The organism is Nonomuraea sp. NPDC049684 (assembly GCF_044465345.1).
Lineage (GTDB): Bacteria > Actinomycetota > Actinomycetes > Streptosporangiales > Streptosporangiaceae > Nonomuraea.
Genome location: NZ_JBITLO010000001.1, coordinates 121,799 through 144,553, shown reverse-complemented (window position 1 = coordinate 144,553; position 22,755 = coordinate 121,799). Strand labels below are relative to the sequence as shown.

Genomic DNA, 22,755 nt, shown 5'->3' with positions numbered 1-22,755 from the left:
CTATTTGCCAGTATGTCCACCAGGCACTCCAGGCACCTGCGGCGGCCAACCGGCAGAAGACGCGGCAGATGTGGCAGCGAAAAGCATGGTGGGCACACGAAATGAACCAAGGCGGGCACCACGGTGGAACTCACGGCAGAATCCGCAGCAGGCACCGCGGTGGAATCTAAGGCGGGAACTGCGGCGGTATCCGTATGAGCTCGGGCGGTGAGGCGCTCCGGCGCAGACGGATGGCGGCGGGACTGAGCCAGCGCGAACTGGCCAGCCGCGCCGGGATCGGCGTGCGCACCTTGCGCGACATCGAGCGCGGACACGTCAGCCGCCCCCAACGTGCCTCCCTGGAACGCCTGATCGCCGCGCTGCCCTTGACCGATCCCGAGCGGGCCGACCTGCTGGCCGCCTTCGAACGCGCTGCGCCGCGACCACCGTGGATCGGCGTGCTCGGCCCGCTTGCCGTCCGCCGGGGAGGCATCGAGCTGGACGTCGGCGCGGCCATGCCCCGGGCCCTGCTCGGCCTGCTGGCGCTGCACGCCGGCCAACCGGTCCCGGTCGACGAGATCGTGGACATCCTCTGGGAGGACCGGCCGCCGCGCACGTACGACAACCTCATCCACGTGTACGCGGCCCGGCTGCGCGCCGCACTGGGCAAGGAGGCGCTCCAGCGGACGCCCTCCGGCTACCTCCTCGCGCTCCCCACCACCTCCCTGGACCTGACCACCTTCGAAGCACTGACCACCCACCCCGGCGCCGCTCTGAACGTTGCCGCCTTGCAGACGCTGCCCGCCCATCGCGGTGCCGCTCTGAACTTCGCCGCCTTGGAAGCACTAACCCTGCATCCCGATGCCCTCTCCACCACCTCCCCGGACCTCACAGCTGGGGAGCCATCGCCACCCCGACCCGGCCGATTTCCCACCAGCACCCCGGATCCCGCAACCTGGGAGGAGTTGACCACGAAGCCTGATGTGTTGTCCGACGCCTCTTCGGACCTTGCCACCCAGGCGCCTCAGAGCCCGCCACCTCACCCCACGTCGTCGCCGGACCCCGCCACCACAGAGCCGCTCACCGCCCGCCTCGACGCGCTCCCCACTGCCTCACTGGATCCGGCAGCCTTACAAGCATGGGCAGCTCGTATTGGTGCACTGCCCGCTACATCGCCGGATGCGGCGACATTGAAGGCCTTGATCGCTCGCGCCGGCGCGCTTCCAGACGCCCGCTTGGACTTGGCGACCTTGAAAGCGTTGACCGCCCTCCTACCAGGTCTTTCGATCAACAACACCACCCCTGAGGCACTGACCGCCCGCCGCCGTGGCGACGGGGCTCCCGCCGGAGCCGACCGGCGGGTCCCGTCCTGGGACGCCGTGCTCGCCGTGGCGCTCGCGTGCTGGCGCGGCCCTGTGCTGGCGGGTTCTCCCAGTCGTCTGCGTGAGCACCCCCTCGCGGTCGCCGCAGCCAGGAAACGGGTCGCCGCGGCACTGGCCTACGCCGACGCCGCCCCTGGTGCCGGGCCGGAGGTGGTGGCCGCGCTGTGGCGGGTGGTGCACGACGAACCGTTGCACGAGGGGCTGGCCGCCCGGCTGATGACCGCGCTGGCCGAGCAGGGCGAGCAGGCTGCGGCCCTTCGCCTGTACGGGGAGATGCGGGCCAGGCTGGCCGAGGAACTGGACGTGGAGCCGGGGGACGACCTTCGCCGAGCCCGCGACCGCATCCTCGCCCGCCCGCCCGAGGTCCCGGCAGGACGGCCGCCGGAACGGGTGGTGACCGTACCGGCGCAACTCCCCGCCGCCGTGGTGGCCTTCACCGGCCGTGCCGCCGCGCTGCGCCGCCTGGACAGACTCCTCGAAGGGCGGGACGAGGCGTCCGTGGTCGCCGTCCTCACCGGTACGGCGGGTGTCGGCAAGACGGCACTGGCCGTGCACTGGGCGCACCGCGCCCGCGACCGGTTCCCCGACGGCCAGCTCTACGTCAACCTGCGCGGATACGCCGCCGCGCATCCCCTCGGCCCTCTCGACGCGCTCGCCCGCTTCCTGCACGCGCTCGGCGTGCCGCCCGAGCAGGTCCCCGGGGACCTCGACGAGGCCGCCGCCCTCTACCGCACGATGCTGGCGGGCAAGCGGATGCTGGTCGTGCTGGACAACGCCTCGGACCCTCGCCAGGTGCGCCCGCTCCTGCCCGGTGGTGCGGGCCCGGCCACGCTGATCACGAGCAGGGACACCCTGGCCGGACTGGTCGCGCTCGACGGCGCCCGGGTACTCCCGCTGCCGGCGCTCACCGAGGGGGAGTGCCGCGACCTGCTGAGCCGCTTGCTCGGCCGCCCCCAGGTCAGGGCCGAGCCCGAAGCGGTGTCCGAGCTGGCGTCCCTGTGCGCCCACCTCCCGCTCGCCCTGCGCATCGCAGCAGCCAACCTCCTCAGCACGCTCGCCACCCACACCGCCACCAGGCAGACCGCACGGCCCACCCACCGAACCCATGTCCAGCCCAACGCCGGGCCCAGCGCCCCGCCACAGGCCCAGCCCAGGGTCGCACGCCACGCCGAGCTTCACGCCCAGTCCAATACCGAGCCGCCCGTCGGGCCGAAGGCCGAACTGGAGTGCTACGCCCAACCCACTGCCCAGCTCATCGCTGAGGGCAACACCCAGCCCGCCGCCGAGCACAAGGCCGAGCCCACAGCTCGACCCCTCGCCCCACCTGATGCGCACTCGCCCACCCGCCCCATAGCCCGCTATGTGCAGCGGTTGCGCGCGGGCAACCGGCTGGACGCGCTCCAGATCCCCGGCGACGTCGAATCGGCCGTGCGGACCGCGTTCCACTTCTCCTACGCCGCGCTCCCGCCGGCTGCGCAACGCCTGTTCCGGCTTCTCGGCCTCATCCCCGGCCCTGACATCACCGTCCCCGCCATGGCCGCGCTCCTGGGGACCACCGAGGAGGAGGCCGAGAAGCTGGCGACCGTCCTGCGTGCGGCGAGCCTGCTGGAGGAGTACCTGTCCGGCCGGTTCGCCCAACATGACCTGCTGAGGCTGTGCGCCGCCGAGTACGCGCGAGACGAGCACGCCGAGCTGCTCCGGTTGCACCGCCACTACCTCGACCAGGCCGACGCCGCGGCACGCACCCTCTACCCGCAGTTCCTGCGGTTGCCCGTCGCGCCCGCCGCCGAGCGCTTCCTTGACCACGCCGCCGCCTCCGGCTGGCTGGACGCCGAACTGCCCAACCTGCTCGCCACGGTGACCCATACCGCCGAGCACGGCCCGTACGAGGCGGCCTGGCTCATCGCCGACACCCTGCGCGGCTACTTCTTCATGCGTCACCAGGTGGCGGAGTGGCGCACGATGGGCAACACCGGGCTGGCGGCGGCCAGAGCAGCGGGCGAGCCGCGGGCACAGGTCGCGCTGCTGCTCAGCCTGGCCGGGCTGAACGGTTTCCAGGGACGCCAGCAGCAGGCGCTCGACCACTACGCGGAGGCCATGCGCCTGGCGGAGGAGACCGGCTGGCACGAGGCGCTCACCGCAGCCCTGTGCAACGCCGGCGCCACGTACGCCGACCTGGGCATGCTGCGCGAGGCCGTCGATCACCTCGAACGCGCCCTCACGCTGAACGAGGCCATCGCCCACACCCCGGCCCAGGCCGTCAACCTGGGCAACCTCGGCTGCCTCTACCTGGAGATGGGACGCCTCCACGACGCCGAGGCCAGCTTGAACCGCTCGCTGGCCCTGTGCCGCGAGCTGGAGCACCGGGCCAGCGAGGCGAACGGCCTGGCGATCATGGGCGAGGTCCTGCATGGGCTGGACCGGCTGCCCGACGCCCGTGACACCCTCTTGTCCGCGCTGGACCTGCACCGGGAGGTGGGCAACCGCGGCAACGAGGCGGACACGCTGCGCAACCTGGCTGCGGTCGAGCGTGACGCCGGCAACCTCGATCAGGCGCTCAAGCTGGCCGCCACGGCACTCGACGCCTCCCACCAGACCGGACACCGCAGGCTCGTCGCCGACACCTTGCACACCCTCGGCCTCGTGCACCTCGCGCTCGGCGACGTGGACGCCGCGCTCGACCACCACATGCGGGCGCTGGAGCTGGCCAGGGCGGCGGGCAACCGTTACCCGGAGACGAAGGCGCTGTTCGGCCTCGCCGCCGGCGAGCGCCTGCGCGGCGCACACGAAACAGCGCTCCGCCACGCCGGGCTCGCCCTGGCGCTGGCCCGCGCCGCCGGGTATCGCCTGCACGAGGGCCTGGCGTTGTCCCTGCGGGCCCGCATCAGCGACGACGCCGGCGACGCGCGCAGAGCGACGGAGCTCTTCACGGAACTCGGCCTGACAGCGAAGTGCTGGCAACGCGCTCTCCTTCCCCGGACGTGAACCCACCACCGCTCCTGTCTTCCGATTTGGCCTGGCCTGGGGTCACGATCGGGGCGTGATGTGCCAGACCGTGTTTCCTGCGTCGTCCGCGACCAGGAGGCGGCCGCTCTTGCCCGTGATCACGCCGACCGGCCGGCCATAGGTGGTGCTCTCGTCCGGGGCCGGCTTGAAGCCGGTCAGGAAGTCCTGGGGCTTGCCGTTGGGCATGCCGTTCTTGAAGGGGACGTACACGACCTTGTAGCCGACCGGATCGCCGCGGTTCCAGGAGCCGTGTTCGGTGATGAAGGCGCCGCCACGGTAGGACTCGGGGAACGTGGGGCTCTCGGAGAAGGCCAGACCGAGGGGAGCCGTGTGAGCGCCGAGGGCGTAGTCGGGGCGGAGCGCGCGAGCCACCATCTCGGGACGCCGTGGCTGGACCCGCTCGTCTACGTGCTGCCCCCAGTAACTCCACGGCCAGCCGTAGAAGTCACCAGGGCGTACACGTGTGAAGTAATCAGGTGCGGCGTCGTCGCCCAGGAGGTCGCGTTCGTTGACGACTGTCCAGAGTGTTCTGGACTGTGGTTCGAGGGCCAGGCCATTGGGGTTTCTGATGCCGGAGGCCAGGATGCGCTCGCCGCTGCCGTCAGGGTTGATCTCCAGGATGGCGGCGCGCCGTCGTTCGGCATTCAGGCCATGTTCGCCCGCGTTGCTGGACGAGCCGACCGTCACATACAGCTTGGTGCCGTCAGGGGCGGCGAAGAGATTACGGGTCCAGTGGTTGTTGTAGCCGCCGGCCGGAAGGTCGAGGATCTTCTTCCCGGGAGCGGTGACACGGGTTTCACCCAGCCTGTACGGAAAGCGCCAGACGCCGTCCGTGCTCGCGACGTAGAAGGCCGCCTGGGTGCCGTTCGGGGCCGCCGGGCCGAGCAAGTACGGCGCGGACGCGCCCAACAGCGCCATCCCGAACGGCTGGTCGAGGTTTTCCAGGAACACGCTGCGGAAGTCGGCCACGCCGTCGCCGTCGGTGTCGCGCAGCAGCGTGATCCGGTTGGCGCTGCGTTCGGTGGTCGAGCCGTCGTTGCGACGCAGCCAGTAGAACAGCCCCATGATCGGGGACTCCGGGTCCTTGGGCAGGGTGGCCGACTCCGCCACGAGCACGTCGCCGTTCGGCAACTCGTACAGCCAGCGGGGATGTTCCAACTCACCCGCGAACCGGGTGACCATGAACCCGGCCGGTGCCTTCGGCGCTCTGCCGGAAGGCCAGCCGACCACGTCGGGGGCGTTGACCTTGGGGATGGGGAACGTCTCGCGTTCCCCGAGCTGGGGCTCGGAGCCCAAGTGGGCGGCTGTCTGCGGGGCTCCGCCCCGGTTCACCGCGTAGACCGCGCCGGCCACCGCGAGAACCAGGAGCAGGAGGAGCACAAGCAGGGCTCGAATCAGGAGCCGGCGTCTGGGGCGGCGCGGAGCCGTCACCGGCGCTTTCACTTCGGAGGTCGTGGACACGGGGGTGTCTCCCGGTGAGCGGCTGATCGTTGATGGATGACTGGACGGCACGTAGGGACGGCAGCCAAGGATCCTCTCCCCTCGGATAAGCTGTCCGGAGTTAACGGCCGTTAGATTTCTAACATGTGTTAAGCGCGAGGTCAATTCTGATGCTCACCCGTCACAAGATCCTGGAAGCCGGCCTGGAGGTCCTCGAGGCCGACGGCGCCCACGGGATCAGCATGCGTAAGCTGGCCAAACGTCTCGATGTGACGGCGACGGCGATCTATCACTACTTCGACGGGCGCGAGTCGCTGCTGGAGGCCATCGTGGACGAGGTGTGCAGCAAGATCGTCTCTCAGGCCCCTCGTGAAGGGGGATGGAAGGATCAGCTGCGCGGGCTCATGGCCTCGATGGTCAGGCAATCGCTGGAGCACCCCAGAGCCTCGGTCTGGTCCATCACCACTTACGCGCGACGCGCGCCCGTGATGAGTCTCCACGAGGCCATCTTCGGCATCCTCCTGGATGCTGGTTTCCCTCCTGACCAGGCGGATCACGTGAAGGGCGCGGTGCTGCGCGTGTGCGTCGGGCATCTCGTCCTGCACGAGGCCGCCGCGAGGGACTGGACCGAGCTGCCCGCCGACAGGTATCCGCACTATCACGCGGTCGAGGCCGCCCGCCTGCGGGCCGATCAGGTCGAACACTTCAAGTTCGCGCTCGACGCCGTCCTCGCCGGCTTGCCGGACCCGAGCGATGAAGGCGAATCCCCTGCTTGACCGCCTGTGTGGCACGCCCTCTCGCCATGTGGCCGTCCGGTGAAGTCGGTAGCCGCAGAAGTTAACGAGTGTTAGAGTTCTGCTCGGCTCCGCATCCAGCCGGGTGGATGCCAGAGGGAGGGACGTCCTGATGAGGGGAGGCGTGACCATGGCCGGAGGGTTCCCGTCGGGGGAGGAAGCCGGAGGTGGTTCGAGGCGCGGGTGCGGGGTAACACACCCGTTGGCGCGGATGCGGCCCAGGGACGCCTTCGAGGTGCAGCGTGACCGAGAGCAGCAGCACATTTACGACCGTCGAGCACAGAGCACAGGTGCGCAAGGCCGCGACGGCCAGCGTGGTCGGAACCGCGATCGAGTGGTACGACTTCTTCCTCTACAACACGGCCGCTGCAGTCGTCTTCGCCGAGGTCTTCTTCCCGCAGTCCACGCCGTACGCGGGCACCCTCGCGGCCTTCGCGACCAACGCCGTGGGGTTCGCGGCCCGGCCTGTGGGGGCGGCGATCTTCGGGCATTGGGGCGACCGCATCGGCAGGAAGGCGACACTCATCGTCACCCTTCTGACGATGGGCGTGGCCAGTGCTCTCATCGGCGTGCTGCCGGGCACCGACAGCATCGGCATTGCCGCGCCGATCATCCTGGTGGTCCTGCGCGTCCTGCAGGGCATCGCGGTGGGCGGCGAGTGGAGCGGGTCGGTGCTGCTGTCGATGGAGTGGGGCGACCAGCGCAGGCGGGGGCTCATGGCGAGCTGGCCGCAGGTGGGCGTGCCCATCGGGCTGATCCTCGGCACCGGCGCGATGTCGCTGCTGGCCGCCACGACGGGCGACACCTTCAAGGACTGGGGTTGGCGGGTGCCGTTCCTGGCCAGCCTGGCGCTGGTGGCGGTCGGGCTGTGGGTGCGGCTGAAGGTGCTGGAGACCCCGATGTTCGCCCGGGTGCTGGAACGGCGGCAGGTGGTCAGGCTCCCGGTCGTCGAGGTGCTGCGCAGGCATCCGAAGGAGGTCGTGCTCAGCGCGTTGCTGCGGGTGTCGGAGCAGATGCCGTTCTACCTCTACACGACGTTCGCCATCACGTACGTGACCCAGCAACTCGGCCTGTCGCGGACGATCGCGCTGTCGGCAGTGACCTGCGCGGCGGCGGTGGAGTTGGTCGCGATCCCGTTCTTCGGGCACCTGAGCGACCGCATCGGCCGCCGGCTCGTCTACGCGACCGGCGCAGCGCTGCTGGCGGTGGTGGCGTTCCCCTACTTCGTGCTGCTCAACACCGGCGTCGTGCTGGTGGTCTTCCTCACGATCATGATCACGCAGATCCAGCACGCCATGGAGTACGGCCCGCAGGCCTCGCTCATCGCCGAGAGCTTCCCGACCAGCCTCAGGTACGGCGGCGCGGGTCTCGGCTATCAGCTCGCCTCGATCATCGCCGGCGGCCCCGCGCCGCTGATCGCGACCTGGTTGTTGCACGACTACGGCTGGCAGGCGATAGCGATCTTCATGATCGTCGCTGCGGTGGTCGGGTTCGCCGCCGTGCTGGCTCTGCCCGACCGGTCCAGGGTCGACATCTCCCAGCCCTCCGCCTACCGGGCGACCTGATCGATCCTTCTCTTGTCCTGCATGACGTGATAGCACCGTTGACGGATCCGAGACGACAGGAGATGGGCGAGTCATGAGCGTCGTGGTGTGCGGTGAGGCCATGCTCCTGATGCTGGCCGAGCCCGGCATCCCGTTGGAGCGTGCCACGGTCTTCCGCCGCTCCATCGCGGGCGCGGAGTCGAACGTGGCCGCGGGGCTTGCCAGACTGGGCCATGACGTGCGCTGGCTCGGCCGGGTCGGCGCCGACCCGGCGGGCCGGGCGGTCCTGTCCATGCTCAGAGCCGAGGGTGTCGACACCCGGCACGCGGTCATCGACCCCGATGCGCCGACCGGGCTGCTGGTGCGCGACAGTCATCCCTTCCGTGCCATCGACGTGCAGTACTACCGTTCCGGGGCCGCCGCGTCCAGGCTGGGGCCGGAGGAGCTGACGCCGGAGATGGTGAGCGGTGCGAAGATCGTCCACGTCACGGGCATCACTCCGATGTTGTCGGACTCGGCCCACCTGGCGACCCTGCGGCTGCTGGAGCTGGCCCGGCAGACTGGAGCGCTCGTCTCCATCGACCCGAATGTCCGATACAAGCTGGGTGATCCCGCGGCGTGGCGCGAGCGGGTGGCGCCGCTCCTGGCCAGGGCGGACGTGGTGCTGGCCGGTGAGGACGAACTCGACCTCCTCCACGTCGACCCGGCGACGCTGCCCGGCCTGACCGTGGTCAAGCACCGGGACAAGTCCGCCACGTGCGCAGGGCTGCGGCAGGAGGCGTTCACGGTGCCGGTGAACGATCCCGTCGGAGCCGGGGACGGCTTCGCCGCCGGGTTCCTGTCGGGGATGTTGCGCGGTGAGCCGTACGAGGTGTGCCTGCGTGAGGCGGCGGCGGTGGCGGCACTCGTCGTCCAGTGCGCAGCCGACACCGACGGCCTTCCGGACCGGGCGGGCCTCGATCGTGTCTTGGCCGCCTTCACGGGGCACACCGAAACGGTCCATCGATAGCCCGCGAACCAGCCGAAGATTCTCCGCCGCCAAAGGGGCGATCGATAAGGAAGGAAGTCATGTACCGCTGGGAGATCGTCCAGGCTGTCACGGAGCAACGGGTGTTCGGCATCGTCAGGGCCGCTACGCCGGAGGCGGCGCTGACGTCGGCCGAGGCCGTGCTGGATGCCGGGTTGCGTGCCGTCGAGGTCGCGCTCACCACGCCCCGCGCCCTCAGCGCCGTGGCGAGGCTCGCCGAGCAGCGGCCCGACGCGCTGGTCGGGGCGGGGACCGTCCTCGACGCGGCCGCCGCCAGGGCCGCCGTGGAGGCCGGCGCGCGCTTCCTGGTCTCACCCAGCCTGCACCCTGAGGTGATCCGCGCCGGGCACCGCTACGGCGTGCCGGTCTTCCCGGGCGTGGCGACCCCGACCGAGATCGTTCGGGCCCTGGAGGAGGGGGCGGACGCGGTCAAGATCTTTCCGGCGTCGGGCGTTTCACCCGCCTGGCTGCGGGACGTGCGGGCTGCCCTTCCGCAGGCGCCCGCGATCCCCACCGGCGGCGTGACCGTGGACGATGCGCCCGAGTGGATCGCGGCCGGCGCCGTGGCCTGCGGCATGGGCTCGGCGCTGACCTCGGGCGGCCCGGATGCCGCGGTCGAACGGGTTGCGGCGCTGCTGGCCGGGCTGGCGGGGGCCCGATGAGCGTGGAGACACTACGCGGCCTGCACGGGCAGGTGCTCGACGCGGTCGGCAGGTCGCTGGCGGGCGGGGAGCTCCGTGCGGGGCAGGTGCTGCGCCTGGAGGACGTCCAGGAGCGGTACGGGGTTTCGCGGACCGTCGCGCGGGAGGCCGTCCGCGTGCTGGAGTCGAAGCGCGTGGTCACCAGCCGCCCTCGCGTCGGGGTCACCGTACGGCCGATGAGCGCCTGGAACCTCTATGATCCCCAGGTGATCCGCTGGCGGCTGGCCTCGCCGGGGCGTGAGGCGCAGCTGCGTGAGCTGGCCGAGCTGCGCGTCGCGGTCGAGCCTGCCGCCGCCGCGCTCGCCGCGTCCAGGCCCGACCCCCGCGTGCGGGACGAGCTCGCCGCCCACGCCCGCGCCATGGACGCCGCCGCCCGTGAGGGGGACAGCCAGGCCTACCTCACGGCAGACGCCGCTTTCCACCGGGTGCTGCTGACCGCGTCGGGCAACGGCATGTTCGCCCAGCTCGCCGAGGTGACCGACGTGCTGCTCGAAGCCAGGCGGGAGCTGCTGGTCCTGCCCGAACGCCTGGAGACGACCGCCATCGGACTCCACCACGAGATCGCCGAAGCGGTCGCCGCCGGGCGGCCAGCCGAGGCGGCGCGGGCCGCCGCGGACATCGTCGGACGGGCCCGCGCCGAGGTCGAGCAGATCCTGGCAGGCGGCCGAGAGCACGTCACGGAGGTTCCCCGATGAGCGTCGCCGTTCACGTCGGCCCTGAGCCGGTTCCCATGTTGGTCGAGGCCGTACGGCGGTCGGGCGGCAGCGTCGTGCCGCTGGAGAAGGCGGAGGCGATCGTCTACTGCGGGCGTGGTGGGCCCGAGGAACTGCGGTCCATGATCCATTCCGGCATCCGGTGGGTGCAGCTGCCCGCGGCGGGGGTCGAGCGGTACGCCGAAGCCGGAGTGATCACTGAGGAGCCCGTCTTCACCGCCGCCACCGGCTCCTACGGCGTCCCCGTCGCCGAGCACGCGCTCGCGCTCATGCTGGCCGCGGCCCGCAACCTGCCGCGGCTGGCCAGGGCCACCGAGTGGGGGAGGAACGAGTCGAGGGAGTTCGCCGGCTCGACAGTGGCGATCATCGGCTGTGGAGGCATCGGGCGGACGCTCATCAGGATGCTGGAGCCGTTCGGCTGTCCGGTGATCGCGGTCACCGACAGCGGCCGGGCGCCCGGTGCACACCGGATCCTGCCCCGTGACCGTTACCGGGAGGCGCTGCCGGAGGCCGCGTACGTCGTCCTCGCCGCTGCGACCACGCCGAGCACCAAGGGCATGATCGGTGCTCCCGAGCTTGACCTGATGCGTACGGACGCCTGGCTGGTCAACATCGCCCGGGGCGCACTCGTCGTGACAGACGACCTGGTGACGGCGCTGCGCGAGGGACGGATCGGTGGTGCCGCGCTGGACGTCACCGACCCGGAGCCGCTGCCGTCCGGACACCCGCTGTGGCGCATGGAGAACGTGCTGATCACGCCGCATACGGCGAATCCACCGTCGTCCTATTGGCGCGGTCTGGCCGAACGCGTGGCCGCGAACGTGCGCCACTTCGCCGACGGCGCCCCGATGGAAGGAGTGGTGTCGCCGGAGCAGGGGTTCTGAGGGGGCAGGGCATGGGCGGCGTTGGAACGGGCGGTGCCCTTGTCGCGGGCCGGGCTTTCTTGTCCGGAGTCCCGCATTTCGAGTGACGTCGCCATCTCGCCGCCAATAGATCAGGGCCCCGATGGAGAGGGCTGGCGTGGGGCTGCTGGTCTGTACGGGATGGTGATGGGGGCGGTCCAGAGGGGGCGTTTTGCTGGGATGTGGGGGTTGGTTCTTGGTTGGCGCACGGCTGCTCTGGCCTTGCGGCTCATGCCTGGGGTGCTGGTTGGTTCAGGGCCGTTTGTGCTCTGCCGCTCAAGGTCTGAGTTGCTGGTTGGCTGTGGCTGCTCGGGCTCTGAGGGGCATGTCTGTTCGGCTGGTTAGCTCAGGGCTGGTCATGCTTTGGCGTTCAGGTCCAAGCCGCCCGGTTGCCCAGGGCGATTCGGGCTCTGGGCTCACGCCTGAGCGGCTGGTTCGCCCTGGGCTGGCTGTTGTGGCGTTCAGGTCTGAGTCGCTGGTTAGCCCAGGGCTACTCGGGCTCCGGCGCTCAGACCTGAGTCGTGTACTTCGAGGCCCGCCGGCTCGGCGCTTCTCGGCAGGTCGAACACCAGCGTGCCGGTGAAGGACTGGCCGGGGGCGATGCGGATCGGGGTGATCTCGGTGCCACTCTTGTCCAGGAGCTTGCTGCCGCCGTGCAGGGCCTCGTCCTCGTCGATCAACTTCTGCTGGCCGGGGTAGAGGACGCGGGCGTCGGGGCCGACGTTGTTCACCTTCACCGTTACCTGACAGGTGCGACGGGAGGCCGACTTTGCGGGTTTGGGGCACTTTGTGCCGGTTACCGCGAAGCGCAGCTTTCCGTCCTGTACCGGGCCCTCCTCGCCTATGGCGGGGGAGCGGAAGATCCAGGCCAGGGTGGCAAGGACCAACACGAACAGGACGATCACGATCACCAGCGCGGTCATGCAGCCGGTGAACACACCGCGCTTGCGGCGCGGAGGCGTGTACCCGGGCAGCGGGCCCTGGCCCGTGGTGTTGTGCGGCGGTAGGGGGCCCTGGCCCGTGGTGTTCGGCGGTAGGGGGCCCTGGCCGGTGGTCTGGTGGTGGGGGAGCGGGATGTTTCCGGTCCGGTCCACGGGGGGCGGCATCTGTGGCGCGCGAGGTGCCGGGCGCTCCGTGGGTGCGGGCATGGGCGGGCGGGGGCCCGTGCGTTCGGCCGGGGAGGACGGGTGCGGCGTGCGTTCGGCGGGGGAGGGCGGGTGCGGTGGGCGCGGGCCCGTGCGCTCGGCGGAAGGCGGCATCGCGGAGCCCGCCCCCGCGCGTTCGGACCCGCGTGGCAGCGGAGGGTGGGATGCCGCGCGTTCGGGTGTGAGTGGCATGGGAACGGCGGAGCCCGTGCGTTCGGCCGCGGGGGGCATGGGGGAGCGGGACCCCGTCCGGTCGGGGGACGGGGGCATCGGGGGGCGAGAGCCCGACGCGGGGGGCATCGGAGGGCGCGGCCCCGTGCGTTCCGCAGGAGGAAGCAGGTGGGGGGAGCCCGTGCGTTCCGGCGGCGAGGGCTGGTGCGGAGGGCCCGTGCGTTCCGCCGGCGAGGGCTGGGGCGGAGGGCCGGTCCGTTCCGCTGGTGACGGCGGGTGCGGGGGGCCGGTGCGGTCGGCAGGTGGGGGCGTGTGGCCGAGGGGGCGGAACTCCGAGGGGTTCCAGGCGTTCGTCAGGTGTTCGGTGGCCGCCAGCTGGGCTGCGGGCTCGTCGGCCGCGCCCACCAGTTCCAGCAGGAGCTGCTTGGCCGCGGGCCGGCGCGCGGGGTCGGGGTGGATGGCCGCGGCGACCAGGCGGTCCAGGGGGGCGGGCAGGCCGCGCAGGTCCGGCGGCGCGGTACGGGCCCGCGCGGCCATCACGTACGCGTCCCCCTCGCCGAACGGGTGCCCGCCGAGGCCCGCGTACGCGATCAGCGAGCCCCAGGCGAACACGTCGCCGGCCGGGCTGGTGTGACCCTCGAAGACCTGCTCGGGAGCGATCCATCCGGGCGTGCCCATCACCATGCCGGCGTTCGTGTGCCGGGACTCGACGTGCGTGGAGCGCGCCAGGCCGAAGTCGATCACTCGCGGCCCGGCCAGCGTCAGCATGACGTTGGCCGGCTTGAGGTCGCGGTGAACCAGCCCCGCGGCGTGGATGGCGGTCAGCGCCGCCGCCACGCCCACGGCCGCCGAGTGCAGCACCGACGGCGGCAGCGCGCCGTGCTCGATCAGCTGGTCTTCGAGCGAGATGCCGTCGATGTACTCGGTGACCAGGTAGAGCACCCCGCGGTCCTCGCCGTGGTCGAGCACCCGCGCGGTGCAGAACGAGGCCACCTTGCGCGCGTTGGACACCTCTTCGTGGAAACGCGCCCGGTAGACCGGGTCGGCCGTGAAGTCTCGTCTGATGGCCTTGAGCGCGACCTTGACCCCGTCGGCGCCCCTGGCGAGGTAGACGGTGCCCATGCCCCCCGAGCCGAGACGGCTCAACAGCTCGTAGGGGCCGATCGCCGGCGGATCCTCAGGCTTCAGCGGAGTGCCTGCCGAGCGCCCCACGGTCGCCGTCCTCTCGCCGTCGTCATCCCGTCGCAAACCGAACCGTTTCTTCCGCCGGTACGCCTTTTTCCACCCCAGACTCTAACGGAGAAGCCGCGGCCCGGTGGCGACGAAGCCCGGTCAGCTCTGGCCTGGACGCCGCTTCAGCGGTCGCATCGTCACCCGCAGGCGGGCGGCGTTGAGCGTCTGGGGCAGCGGGCGGTGCGGGGACAGCGGCCGGCCGGTCGCCTTCGGGCGGGACGAGGCCAGGATCCCGCCCAGGAACGCCGTGCCGACGCCGAGCATCAGGTGCACGCCGTCGCAGCGCGGCAGGGCCCACCATTCGCCGGCGGCGGTGCCGTCGAGCCAGATCTCGGGGGCGAAGGAGTCGGCATAGTGCAGGCGGGGGCTGCGCTGGTGGGGGGCGAACGGCAGGATCACGTGGGTGCCGGCGGGCACCGCGACGCCGTACCAGTCGGTCTCCTCGACGGTGAGGCGGGACAGGGCCGGGACCGGCGGCCACAGGCGCAGGCCCTCGCGCAGGCAGGCGCGCAGGTAGTCGGGGTCGGCGCGGGCGCACTTGCGCTGGACGGGGTAGGTGGCCAGCAGCGCGAGGGTGCGCATGAGGCTGGCGGCGGTCACGCTGAAGCCGAGCAGCCAGAACGCCGCCTGCCGCAGGCCGCGCGCCTCCGGGCCGCTGGTCTCGGCGAGCAGGCCGGCGAGGGTGCCGGGCTCGGCTCGGCGCAGGTGGTCGAGGATGCGGGCGTCGTAGCGGCCGGACAGGATCTCCTGGCGGCGTCTGGCCCGGCCTCTGCCTGCCCGTCTGACCTGGGCGAGCAGGGCGCTCAGCTCCTCGTCGCCGGCCGCGCCGGCGCCGTAGACGCACCGCCGCGCCACCCGCTGCCAGCACGACTCCAGGCGGGCGTAGTCGATGACGCCGTCCGTCAGCGCGGCCGCCTCCTGCCGGGCCACCTCCGCGAACGCCGGCCGCAGCACGTCGTAGGGCAGGCCGGCGGCCCGTTCGCGCACGGTGGGGACGAAGGCGGGCTGCGACAGCACGCGTTCGGCGTCCCGCTGGGAGAGCACCACCAGGGCCGTACGGCGCGGGCCGCGGACGAGCACCGGACGGCCGCCGTACCGGACGTGCAGGCCGGTCAGCAGGGAGCGGGAGCGCAGCAGGTCGAGGCCGGCCGTCGCGTGCGGCGTGCCCGGCGGCAGGAGCGCGCCGGCCAGGCGCAGGCTCTCCAGCACGGTGGCCCTGTGCAGGCCTCTAGGCACGCGTGGCCTCCCCGCCTGCGGCCGGCCCTCGCCTGTCGCGGATGGTCCGGGCCTCGCGGTCTCCGGTCGGCCTCCATGTGCCCAGGATCGTTCTGGCCTGCCCGCTTCCGGTCGGCTTCCGCGTGGCCGGGGGCGTTCGGGTCTGCCCGTTTCCGGTCTGCCGTCGCGTGCCTGGGGTTGTCGGGGCCTGCCCGTTTCCGGTCGAGCTCCGTGTGGCCAGTGTTGTCCGGGTCTCCCCGCATTCGGCCGGCGCCCGCGTGCCTGGGTTTGTCCGGGATTGAGCTGGACGGGCCGTGGGCGCCTTTTCGGTGGCCGGAATGGGAAGGAAATCCATGGGGTCATGCGATCGTCCGTCCGGCGGGGGCGCAAGCGGGGGTCTCGGTGGGCGGAACGTTTTCGGGCCGCGCCCCTTGGAGCGTTCCAGGAGCCGGAACACCTCAGGCCACCACCAGCGCGGCCGAGATCGCCTGCGCGGCGCCGCGTACGGTGAGGCCCAGCCGGGCCAGCGGCGCGGACGGGCCCGGCGCAGCCACCCCCACCGACATGCACACGCCGCCGCCCGGCCCGAACACCGGCGCGGCGACGCACGACACGCCCTCGGTGTACTCCTCCTGGGCGTAGGCCACGCCGTACCGGCGGACCTGGGCCAGCTCGCGCTCCAGTGTGGCCACGCCGGTGATCGTGCGGCTGGTCAGCCGTTCGAAGCCGCCCCGCCCAAGGACTTCCTCGCGCAGCCCGGTGTCGAAGGCCAGCAGCGCCTTGCCGGTCGCCGTGCAGTGCAGTGGTGCGAGGTCGGTGCCGTCGGAGCGGGAGCGGACGCGGTCGTGGCCGTAGAGGCGCTCGACGTAGCGGGCCTCCAGGCCGGCGGGCACGGCCAGGTTGACGGTCTGGCGGGTGGTCTCCTGCAGGCAGAGCAGGTACGGCAGCACCACCCGCCGCGACCCGGGGATGCGGTTGCGGGCGATGCCGGCCATCGTCTCCAGTTGCCGTCCGGGCAGGTAACCGGTGCTCACCCGCCGGGCCAGCTCGCGTGCGCACAACACGCCCAAAATCCGGTGGGCCGTGGACTTGGGCAGGCCCGTGCTCCGGCTGAGCTGGGCCAGGCTGACCGGCCGGTGTGCGGCGCTCAGCGCGAGGAGGATGTCGATGCCCCGCTCCAGGCTCCCGATCGGCGTCACCGGGCGCGTGAGGTGTTCCTGACGGGCCGTTTCCAGCGGCATGATGCTCCCTTTCGCTCTCCGAGGAGCGGATGGGGCTTCCCGGGGCTACGGCTTGGCATTCCTTGCCCTACCCCGCCGTCGGGCGTCCGAATACCGGGTTCGGAGCAGGCTGATGATCTCTGGGTGCCCGGAAAGTGCCACTTCAGCGGGTGTTTTGGGATATAGGTCCAGAGTTGCGGCATATGCGCCCGCCCGCCGGTCGCCCGGCGACTGTGCGTCGGCTGCTTAGAGGGGATTTCGAGGGAGGGCGTCAGGATGACTCTGCGGGTCCACGCCCTTGCCGAGGTGGCGTTGCTGGATGATCGGGGATCTCGCTGGCCGGCATACGGCTCGATGGGGACATGGGTGAAAGCGCGCCCACGGCGGCCCCCATATGCGCTGCAGCGGCCGCCGGAGTTGCTGGGGTGCTGCGCGGGCCTCTCCAACCTTGGGCGGTCCGGGCGGCGGCGGGCTGTCCATGAAGCCTGCGAGGAGGCCGGGTTCACCGGCCGTCGTTGCCGGGACAGCGCGGCCGTTGGGTGCGGCCAGGCAGCGTTCCTGGCCGACTGCCGTCGCGCCGACGGCGTCGTCCGCGGCGGGAGGGCGGGCAGGTGCACGGGTACAGGGCGCGCGGGTGCAGGGTACGGCGCTGCGCTGTTGACGCGTGCTTCTGTTGCCGGTTCACCGGTGGGACGGACCGTCGGTGCGAGCGCCCGGCGGTGTACATCGCCTGCGTGCAGCGGGCGGCGGAGCGCTCTGCCACGACGCCGACCCCGGCTGCAACGCCTGCCGAGGCGGCGCCAGAGCCGGGTGCGGGGCCTGCGGGACGCAGACGGTCGGTGGGAGCGCCTGCGGGACGCAGACGGTCGGTGGGAGCGCCTGCCGGACGCGGACGGTCGGTCGGTGGGTGGCGCGTGCCGACGTGGATGGTCGGTGGGTGGCGCCGGGATCGGTCGTCACATCCATGTGGGGCCCGTCGGGGAGTGCGCGCGTACTGGGGGTCCGGGCTGAGCGTCACCGCTCAGGGCGACGTGTGCCCGCACGGACCGTACACCTGTCCCAGAGAGGGCGCGGGACGCCGAAGCCCACCGGACGCAGAAAAGCACAGGGCCGCCGCCGAGGCGGCGGCCCGAAGAACTACCGGGGCAGAGCCGCCGCGGCGGCGGCGAGCTTCTCCACGCGGGCCCAGTCGCCCGCCGCCAGCGCGTCGGCGGGGGTGAGCCAGCTTCCGCCCACGCAGCCCACGTTCGGCAGCCGCAGGTAGTCGGCGGCGCTCTCGGCCCGGATCCCGCCGGTCGGGCAGAAACGCACGTCCGGCAGCGGCCCGGCCAGCGACTTCAGGTAAGGGACGCCGCCCGCCGCCTCCGCCGGGAAGAACTTCAGCTCCTTGATGCCGCGCTCGGCCAGCGCCATGACCTCCGAGACGGTGGCCGCGCCCGGCAGGTACGGCACGCCGCTGGACTCCAGCGCCTCCACCAGCGACAGCGTCGTGCCCGGCGAGACCAGGAAGCGGGAACCGGCCGCCACGGCCGCCGAGATGTCGGCGGTGGTGCGGATCGTGCCCGCGCCGACCGTGGCCCCGGGCACCTCCGCGGCGATCCGCTCGATCGCTCCGAGCGCGGCCGGCGTGCGCAGCGTCACCTCGATGACGGGCAGCCCGCCCGCCACGAGAGCCTCGGCCATCGGCACGGCGGTCGCCACGTCGTCGATCACCACGACGGGGATCACGGGGGCGAGGTCGAGCAAGCTCATCAGAGTCTTCTCCTCATCGGCCGGGGTCACGGCCGTCTAGTGGTGATCAGGGTGGGCCTCAGCCCACGAGTTCGGTGGTGGCCCGCCCGCGCAGCCAGGCGGCCGCGCCGGTGAGCGCCGGCTGGGACGCGACGATCAGCGTGGTGGAGATCGCCTCCAGGTACCCGGGCATGTCGGGGTTGCCGACGAACCGGGCACGGAAGCCGCTGGTCCGCACCCGTTCCACGATACGGGGCAGCACTCCGCCGCCCAGGTAGACCCCACCCCTGGCGCCCAGGGTGAGCGCCACGTTCCCGGCGAAGCTGCCCAGCATCTCGCAGAACACCTCGACGGTCTCCGCGCACAGCGAGTCGTCGAGCCGGGCCACGATGTCGGAGGCGTTCAGGTCGGGCGCGGTCACGCCGTTGACCTTGGCCAGCGCCCGGTGCAGGCGTACCAGGCCGGGGCCGGACAGCAGGTGCTCGGCCACGACGTGCGGCAGCCCCTCGGCCTGCAGCACCCGGACGATCTCCAGCTCGCGCCGGTCGATCACCGGCACCGTGACGTGCCCGCCCTCGCCCGGGACGGGCGTCCAGCCCCGGTCCGTGGGCACGAGCCCGCCGACGCCGAGCCCGGTCCCGGGGCCCAGCACGGCCTTGACGCCGTGGGAGGGCTCGGGGCCGCCCAGGGACACCAGGTCGGGGCCCTCCAGGTGGGGCAGCGACACGGCCAGCGCCTCGAAGTCGTTGAGCAGCACCGCGTACGGGATGCCCAGGTCGCGTACGGACCCGGCCCATGCCGAGTTCGTCAGCCGGTAGCGGTCGCCGTCGATCGGCCCGGCCAGTGCCAGGCACGCCGCGCCCGGCCGCGCCCCGCCCGCGTGCTCGGCGAGATAGGCGTCGACGGCGTCGGGCAGCGTGGGGTAGGAGGCACCGGCCAGCACGGCGACGCTCGACGGCCGGGCCTGCGGCGAGGTGACCAGCCCGAACCGGGCGTTGGTCCCCCCGATGTCCGCGACCAGCCAGGGAAGGTCAAAGGCACTCATCTCACACCTCCGAGGCTCACACCTTCGGCGCTCACAGCGGGTCTCACACCTCCGGCGCGCCCGGCGGGACCGAGGTCGGACGCCGTCGTCACCGGAAGGACGGCACGGACGCTCACCGGCCCAGCCCGGCGCCCCGCGCGCCCACGGGCGCGCCGCTCTCCAGGTGGGAGGCGCCTGCCTCGGCGGGGAAGCCCAGGCCGGGGCCGTGGTGCGGCGACTCGGCGCCGCTCACCCCGAAGATCCCGGCGCCCTGCTCGGCGTGCCCGGCCATGCGGCGGAACGTGGCGAACAGCTCGCGTCCCGTGCCGACCCACTCCGCGTCGCTCAGCGGCCGGCCCTCGGGCGTGCGCCGGGCCAGCTCCTCTGCGGGCACCAGCAGCTCCAGCGTCCCGGCGGCCGAGTCGAGCCTGATGACGTCGCCCTCGCGGACGATCGCGATCGGCCCGCCGTCGGCGGCCTCGGGCGACAGGTGGATGGCCGCGGGCACCTTGCCCGACGCGCCCGACATGCGGCCGTCGGTGACGATCGCCACCCGCTGCCCGCGGTCGAGCAGCACCGCCATCGGCGGCGTGAGCTTGTGCAGCTCGGGCATGCCGTTGGCGCTGGGGCCCTGGTAGCGGATGACGGCCACGAAGTCCTGCCCGTCCAGCTCGCCGGCCTCGAAGGCGCGCAGCAGGTCGAGCTGGTCGTCGAACACCTTGGCCGGGGCCTCGATCACCAGGTGCTCGGGCTTGACCGCCGACACCTTGCTGACGGCCCGGCCGAGGTTGCCCTCGACCATGTGGATCCCGCCGTCGGACGAGAACGGCTCGGCGACCGGGCGCAGCACGTCGAGGTCCTTGCTGCCGCCGGTGACCGGCTCCCAGACCAGCTCGCCGTCCACCAGCGAGGGCGCCTCGCGGTAGCGGTCGAGGCCGGGGCCGGCGACGGTCAGCACGTCGCCGTGGAGCAGGCCCTCGTCCAGCAGGTCGCCGATGAGCACCTGCATGCCGCCGGCGTCGCGGAAGTGGTTCACGTCCGCCTGGCCGTTGGGGTAGATCTTGGTCAGCGACGGCACGACGCGCGACAGGCAGGCCAGGTCGTCCCAGGTCAGCACGATGCCCGCGGCGGCGGCCATCGCGACCAGGTGCAGCGTGTGGTTGGTCGAGCCGCCGGTGGCCAGCAGCGCCACGCAGGCGTTCACGATCGACTTCTCGTCCACCAGCTCGCCGATCGGCGTGTACTCCGGGCCGTGCGCGGTGATCTCCACCGCGCGGCGGCCGGCCGCCTCGGTCAGGGCGTGCCGCAGCTCGGTGTGCGGGTTGACGAACGTCGAGCCGGGCAGGTGCAGGCCCATGACCTCCATCAGCGCCTGGTTGGAGTTGGCGGTGCCGTAGAAGGTGCAGGTGCCGGGGGAGTGGTAGGACTTGGCCTCGGCGTCCAGCAGCTCCACCCGGCCGACCTTGCCCTCGGCGAAGAGCTGGCGGGTGCGCGCCTTGACCTTGTTCGGCAGGCCGGAGGTCATCGGCCCGGCCGGCACGAAGATCGCCGGCAGGTGCCCGAAGTGCAGCGCCCCGATGAACAGGCCCGGCACGATCTTGTCGCAGACGCCCAGCAGCAGCGAGGCGTCGAACATGTCGTGCGACAGCGCGATGGCGGCCGCCATGGCGATCACGTCGCGGCTGTAGAGGGACAGCTCCATGCCGGCGCGGCCCTGCGTGATGCCGTCGCACATCGCGGGCACGCCGCCGGCGACCTGCGCCACGCCGCCCGCCCTGCGCACCGCAGCCTTCAGCTCGGGCGGGTAGGTCTCGTACGGCTGGTGGGCCGAGAGCATGTCGTTGTAGCTGGTCACGATCGCCACGCCGGGCTTCGCCGTGCCGCGCAACGACGGCTTGTCCTCCTCGGAGGCGGCGGCGAAGCCGTGCGCCAGGTTCGCGCAGCCCAGGTGGGCGCGCGCCGGGCCATTGGCCCGCGCCGCCTCGCCGTCGCGCCGGATGCGCGCCAGGTAGGCGGTACGGCTGGCCGCGCTGCGCTCGGCGATCCGATCGGTGATCTCCTGGATGACGGAATTCACAGGTCTTCCTCCTCGTGCCAGGCGCGACCGCTGCGGCCGAGCAGTTCGTGGGCCCCGGCGGGGCCGGTGGTCCCCGCGGGGTAGGGCTCGGGCAGGTCGGCGGAGGACTCCCAGGCCGCCAGGATCGGATCGATCCAGCGCCAGGCCGCCTCCACCTCGTCACGCCGCATGAACAGCGTCGGGTTGCCCGCCAGGACGTCGGTCAGCAGCCGCTCGTAGGCCTCCGGCACCCGCGCGGTGAACGTCTTGCCGAAGCTGAGCGACAGCGGCACCGGCTTCAGCGTCACCTCGCCCGCGCCCGGCTCCTTGGCCATGATGTGCAGCTCGATGCCCTCCTCGGGCTGGAGCCGCAGCACCAGGCGGTTCGGGGTGCCGCCGGGGAAGATGGAGTGCGGCACGTCCTTGAACTGCACCACGATCTCCGACCGCCGGTACGGCATGCGCTTGCCGGTCCGCAGGTAGAACGGCACCCCCGCCCAGCGCCAGTTCTTGATCTCGGCCCGGATCGCGGTGAACGTCTCCACCCGCCGCGAGGCCTCGGTCGTCGGCGTGGAGGCGGGCTCGTCCAGGTAGGACGGCATGCCGCCGGCCTCGGTGTACTGGCCGCGCACGGTGAACCGGTCCACCTCGGTCCCCACGATCGGCCGCAGCGACTGCAGCACCTTGACCTTCTCGTCCCGGATGGACTCGCGGTCGTTGCGCGACGGCGGTTCCATCGCGGTCAGCGTGAGGAGCTGGAGCAGGTGGTTCTGCACCATGTCGCGCAGCGCGCCCGCGTGGTCGTAGTAGCCGCGCCGTCCCGGCGTGCCGACGGTCTCGGCGGCGGTGATCTGGACGTGGTCGATCCACAACGAGTTCCAGATCGGCTCCAGGAAGGCGTTGGCGAAGCGCAGCACCAGCAGGTTCTGCACCGTCTCCTTGCCCAGGTAGTGGTCGATGCGGAAGATCTGGCGCTCGTCGAAGATGGCGCCGACCTCGTCGTTGATCCGCTGGGCGCTGGGCAGGTCGCGGCCGAGCGGCTTCTCCAGCACCACCCGCGAGAGCGGGGTGACCAGGCCGGCCGCCTCCAGCTCGCGGCAGAAGGGGCCGAACGTCATCGGCGGGCTGGCCAGGTAGAACACCCGGTCGCGCTGCTCGTGACCGGCCAGCAGCCTGGTCAGCGCGCCCCAGCCCGACTTGTCCTCGCCGCCGACGTCCACCGAGACGTGGTGCAGGCGGCCCAGGAAGCGCTGCCAGACGGCGGGGTCGTCCACGGGGACCTGGTCGCGCACCTCGGCGTCCACCTTGCCGCGGAAGTCGGCGTCGGTCAGCCCGCCCCGGGACATGGCGATGACGCGGGTCTCGGGGGACAGCCGGCCGTCCCTGTCGCTGTGGTAGAGCGCCGGGATCAGCTTGCGCATGGACAGGTCGCCGGTGCCGCCGAAGACGACGAGATCGGCCGTATGGGCGGG

The 22,755-nt window shown here is 72.1% G+C and carries 15 protein-coding genes; 7 read left to right on the top strand and 8 right to left on the bottom strand.

The features are described 5' to 3' along the window. Positions 1 to 194 precede the first annotated feature (194 nt). A complete protein-coding gene (locus tag ACIBST_RS00660) occupies positions 195 to 4,346 on the top strand; it encodes a tetratricopeptide repeat protein (protein WP_397167863.1) in 4,152 nt (1,383 codons plus the stop codon). Between the two features lie 42 nt (positions 4,347 to 4,388). Here the strand turns inward: ACIBST_RS00660 and ACIBST_RS00655 are convergent, their stop codons facing one another. After that, entirely contained in the window at positions 4,389 to 5,828 is a 1,440-nt protein-coding gene (locus tag ACIBST_RS00655) for a PQQ-dependent sugar dehydrogenase (protein WP_397167862.1), read from the bottom strand. Positions 5,829 to 5,977: 149 nt separating this feature from the next. Between ACIBST_RS00655 and ACIBST_RS00650 the strand changes: the two genes are divergently transcribed. The 6 genes from ACIBST_RS00650 to ACIBST_RS00625 all read left to right on the top strand — a co-directional run bounded on the left by ACIBST_RS00650 (position 5,978) and on the right by ACIBST_RS00625 (position 11,470). Continuing rightward, on the top strand, positions 5,978 to 6,583 hold the full coding sequence (locus ACIBST_RS00650; protein WP_364333638.1) for a TetR/AcrR family transcriptional regulator: 606 nt from the start codon (positions 5,978 to 5,980) through the stop codon (positions 6,581 to 6,583). A gap of 260 nt (positions 6,584 to 6,843) precedes the next feature. Then, complete coding sequence (locus tag ACIBST_RS00645; protein ID WP_397167861.1) at positions 6,844 to 8,166, top strand: MFS transporter; 1,323 nt, start codon at positions 6,844 to 6,846, stop codon at positions 8,164 to 8,166. A gap of 73 nt (positions 8,167 to 8,239) precedes the next feature. Next, on the top strand, positions 8,240 to 9,154 hold the full coding sequence (locus ACIBST_RS00640; RefSeq protein ID WP_397167860.1) for a sugar kinase: 915 nt from the start codon (positions 8,240 to 8,242) through the stop codon (positions 9,152 to 9,154). A 59-nt stretch (positions 9,155 to 9,213) separates the two neighbouring features. Then, positions 9,214 to 9,834: a bifunctional 4-hydroxy-2-oxoglutarate aldolase/2-dehydro-3-deoxy-phosphogluconate aldolase gene (locus ACIBST_RS00635; protein WP_397167859.1), complete on the top strand. Its 621-nt coding sequence runs from the start codon at positions 9,214 to 9,216 to the stop codon at positions 9,832 to 9,834. Next, complete coding sequence (locus ACIBST_RS00630; protein ID WP_397167857.1) at positions 9,831 to 10,568, top strand: FadR/GntR family transcriptional regulator; 738 nt, start codon at positions 9,831 to 9,833, stop codon at positions 10,566 to 10,568. The genes ACIBST_RS00635 and ACIBST_RS00630 overlap by 4 nt, the downstream gene beginning before the upstream one ends. Beyond that, positions 10,565 to 11,470, top strand: coding sequence for a D-isomer specific 2-hydroxyacid dehydrogenase family protein (locus tag ACIBST_RS00625; protein ID WP_397167856.1), 906 nt, complete (start codon positions 10,565 to 10,567; stop codon positions 11,468 to 11,470). The genes ACIBST_RS00630 and ACIBST_RS00625 overlap by 4 nt, the downstream gene beginning before the upstream one ends. 497 nt (positions 11,471 to 11,967) lie before the next feature. Here ACIBST_RS00625 and ACIBST_RS00620 read toward each other — a convergent pair whose 3' ends face one another. The 7 genes from ACIBST_RS00620 to zwf all read right to left on the bottom strand — a co-directional run bounded on the left by ACIBST_RS00620 (position 11,968) and on the right by zwf (position 22,704). Further along, the gene (locus ACIBST_RS00620; protein ID WP_397167854.1) at positions 11,968 to 14,016 is read right to left on the bottom strand and encodes a protein kinase; all 2,049 of its coding nucleotides are present in this window, start codon (positions 14,014 to 14,016) and stop codon (positions 11,968 to 11,970) included. 120 nt (positions 14,017 to 14,136) lie between these two features. Next, positions 14,137 to 15,273 carry a cytochrome P450 gene (locus ACIBST_RS00615; protein ID WP_397167852.1) on the bottom strand — a complete coding sequence of 379 codons (1,137 nt, stop codon included), beginning with the start codon at positions 15,271 to 15,273 and terminating at the stop codon, positions 14,137 to 14,139. 437 nt (positions 15,274 to 15,710) lie between these two features. Then, positions 15,711 to 16,493 carry an IclR family transcriptional regulator gene (locus ACIBST_RS00610; RefSeq protein ID WP_397167851.1) on the bottom strand — a complete coding sequence of 261 codons (783 nt, stop codon included), beginning with the start codon at positions 16,491 to 16,493 and terminating at the stop codon, positions 15,711 to 15,713. 1,116 nt (positions 16,494 to 17,609) lie between these two features. Further along, a complete protein-coding gene (eda, locus tag ACIBST_RS00605) occupies positions 17,610 to 18,224 on the bottom strand; it encodes a bifunctional 4-hydroxy-2-oxoglutarate aldolase/2-dehydro-3-deoxy-phosphogluconate aldolase (RefSeq protein WP_397167849.1) in 615 nt (204 codons plus the stop codon). 58 nt (positions 18,225 to 18,282) lie between these two features. Beyond that, positions 18,283 to 19,248: a glucokinase gene (gene glk / locus ACIBST_RS00600; protein ID WP_397167847.1), complete on the bottom strand. Its 966-nt coding sequence runs from the start codon at positions 19,246 to 19,248 to the stop codon at positions 18,283 to 18,285. A 112-nt stretch (positions 19,249 to 19,360) separates the two neighbouring features. Next, positions 19,361 to 21,304, bottom strand: a complete 1,944-nt coding sequence (edd, locus tag ACIBST_RS00595) for a phosphogluconate dehydratase (protein ID WP_397167846.1) — start codon at positions 21,302 to 21,304, stop codon at positions 19,361 to 19,363. Then, positions 21,301 to 22,704, bottom strand: a complete 1,404-nt coding sequence (gene zwf, locus ACIBST_RS00590; RefSeq protein WP_397169418.1) for a glucose-6-phosphate dehydrogenase — start codon at positions 22,702 to 22,704, stop codon at positions 21,301 to 21,303. Before zwf ends, edd begins: the two co-directional genes overlap by 4 nt. Positions 22,705 to 22,755 lie beyond the last annotated feature (51 nt).